Below are 2,458 nucleotides of genomic sequence, written 5' to 3' on the forward strand. Positions count from 1 at the left end.
GTGCGACGGGCGCGGCCGCGAAGGCGATCCAGGTGGCCCTGGCCCAGCTCGGCGACCCGTACGTCTTCGGCGCGGAGGGGCCGAACGCTTTCGACTGCTCGGGCCTCATGCAATACGCGGCGGCCGCCGCCGGTGTGCGAATCCCACGAGTCGCGGCGGATCAATACCGGACACTGCCCAAGGTGAATCCCCGGGACATCAAGCCCGGCGACCTCATATTCCCGTCCGAATCGTTCAAAGGGGCGAACAATCCCGGCCACGTGATCATGTACATCGGCAACGGCATGTGCGTCGAGGCCCCGCGCACCGGTGGCCACGTCCAGTACCGGAAACTGCCCAGCAGCTACGCGGCCGCGCGCTGGGCATGACCATCCGGCTCGACACCCACCTACAACTCAGTACCCCACATACGAGCCGCCGCCCCGCATCTGCACGATCCCCGGCACGTTGCTGACCGATCCGTATCGCTCGATGGCATAGCGCACGCCCGCGACGATGTTGTCCACCGGATTCCAGATATCGCGGTGTCCCGGAACGGAATACGCGTTGAACGTCGGATCGATGGTCTGCATCAGGCCTTTCGACGGAATTCCCGCCGCCGCGTTGCTGTCCCAGAGATTGATCGCGTTCGGGTTGCCACCGGACTCGTGCTGGATGATCGCCGCGATGTCGGCCGGATCGATCTGACGCGTGTCGTAGCCGTGCTGCCGTAACACCTGCAAGGCTTCGTTGATCCATTGCCCCTGCTGGCCGGAGGGTCGCGCGCGTGGCGGACCGCCGCTGGGCCCGTGCATGCCTGAGTGCGACGTGCGGCGGGGACGCCGCGGCTGGACGGGACGCGACTCGCGCAGATATCGGTCGGCCAGGGCAGCCACCCGATCAGCGGTGAGCACTGCCGCGCCCTGTCCTTGGCCGAGCACGGTTCCCGCCCGTTGTAAGGCGTTGTCCAAGGTGGAGATCACCAACTGCCTGCTCGCGTTGGCGTCCTGGACCTTGCCGAGCGCGGTGAGGGCGGTGTTCACCTCGGCGATGATCGCGCCGATCGCGGCGCGTCCCTGCGTGCTGTTGTCGACCGCGCCCCCCAGGATGCGTTCCAGCTCGGCGTTCACCGACTGTGTCGCATCGCCGTGGCGTGCTCGATTCTGATTGCTGTCGGCGTACCGGGAACCGAGCGCACCGTCCCACACGACGGGCCCGGTCGGCCGCGCTGCGCCGAGATCGGGCGGAGCGTACGACTGTCCGGTCACAGCCGTCGGCGGGCCGTCACCATATTGGGCGGCGATGGCCGCCAACGCGCCCATCGCCGCGGCCGCCATGGGCGTGGACGAGCCCGCCATACCGAGCGCTTCGGAGCGCGGAAGGGAGGTGGAACCCGAGGCAGCGGTTGTCTCGGATGCCGACGGTGCGTTCTGGGTGCGCCCCTGAGCCGTCGCGCCGACCGGCCCCGCGGCGACCGGCGCACCTGCCTGCGCCCGCGGGATCGAGGTGGGAGCACCGCGCGTCGCGGACTTGGCGGGGCGGCGCGGCGCGGCGGTGGTGGCGCTCGCACGCATGTCGCGAGGATCGCCGGGATCATCGGAATCCCGCTCGGGCGGAGTGCGATCCGTCGGAGCCATCAGTTCCCCCGATGCGCGCGGACACTACGAACGGTGATCACAGAGGCAGCCATGATTCACCTTCCGCCGGATGCCCCGGTACGCGCGCTGCCGATCGCCGGACACGATCAGCGCGTGCTGGAGCCGGAAGAGTTCACAGCCGACGCGGCAATCGACGCCGATGGGTGAACGCATGCCGACTTGCCCGGCCGTCGGCTCACCCGACTCGGAATGCCTCTTCCCCGGCACTCGTCCCGAAACGTATCCGCAGCTTAATGTAGATATCTTTCGAGTACGGACCGCCTGTTCCCGCTTGCGGGAATACCAGTCGCCCCCGGTCCCGGCACGCGGCCGCGAGACAACCGCGAGGCTCCTCGGTGGAAGAGCGCACCGAGCGACCGGCGAGGCCGGGCGACGTCAAACGGCGACGTTACGCATCGCCGAGGCAATGCTATTGGCGTAGGCGATGCGCTGCCCTCTCGCCTCACCGGAGCTTCTTTCGTAATACTGGTCGAAGACCGCCGCCGCGTACGCGGGCGTCTGTGCGGCCCGGAGATATCCATACGCGGTGGATTCATTGCTGCGCAATTCGGCCATCATGAAATCGACCTGGACCTTCCAGTCGGTGACCGGCTTCCCGCGAGCTGCCGCGAACCGCTCCAGGGCCTGCCGTCGCCCACCTCGCCATTGACACAGACCGATAGCGCCTTCGCCCGAGTTGTACGCGCTGGTCTTGAAACCCGACTCGACCTGGATATTTCCCACGATCCCCGCGGCCTGCGCGGGCGTGAGTCCATGTTTCGAAATGAGGTAGCGATAGACATCCGCCGGATTGGCGTTCGAGCCCCCGGGAATGTTGTCGG

General features: G+C 67.7%; 4 protein-coding genes. 2 read left to right on the top strand and 2 right to left on the bottom strand.

From position 1 onward, the window contains the following. Positions 1-368 (top strand): C40 family peptidase (locus NA8_RS32185; protein WP_169810587.1); only part of this gene is annotated, 368 nt, incomplete at its 5' end. 27 nt (positions 369-395) lie between these two features. Here the strand turns inward: NA8_RS32185 and NA8_RS32190 are convergent. Next, positions 396-1,553 (bottom strand): lytic transglycosylase domain-containing protein, encoded by a 1,158-nt coding sequence (locus NA8_RS32190; protein WP_084467244.1) that lies wholly within the window; start codon positions 1,551-1,553, stop codon positions 396-398. Positions 1,554-1,649: 96 nt separating this feature from the next. Here NA8_RS32190 and NA8_RS35630 point away from each other — a divergent pair, with 96 nt between their 5' ends. Further along, positions 1,650-1,784, top strand: a complete 135-nt coding sequence (locus NA8_RS35630) for a hypothetical protein (RefSeq protein ID WP_281199202.1) — start codon at positions 1,650-1,652, stop codon at positions 1,782-1,784. A 228-nt stretch (positions 1,785-2,012) separates the two neighbouring features. Here NA8_RS35630 and NA8_RS34520 read toward each other — a convergent pair. After that, on the bottom strand, positions 2,013-2,458 hold a 446-nt coding region (locus tag NA8_RS34520; RefSeq protein ID WP_218019543.1), incomplete at its 5' end, for a phage tail tip lysozyme.

Source organism: Nocardia arthritidis NBRC 100137, assembly GCF_001612765.1.
GTDB lineage: Bacteria > Actinomycetota > Actinomycetes > Mycobacteriales > Mycobacteriaceae > Nocardia > Nocardia arthritidis.

Bases quoted from the DNA above. Each gene is read 5' to 3' on its own strand.
- NA8_RS32190 (WP_084467244.1), bottom strand. From the start codon at position 1,553: ATGCGTGCGAGCGCCACCACCGCCGCGCCGCGCCGCCCCGCCAAGTCC.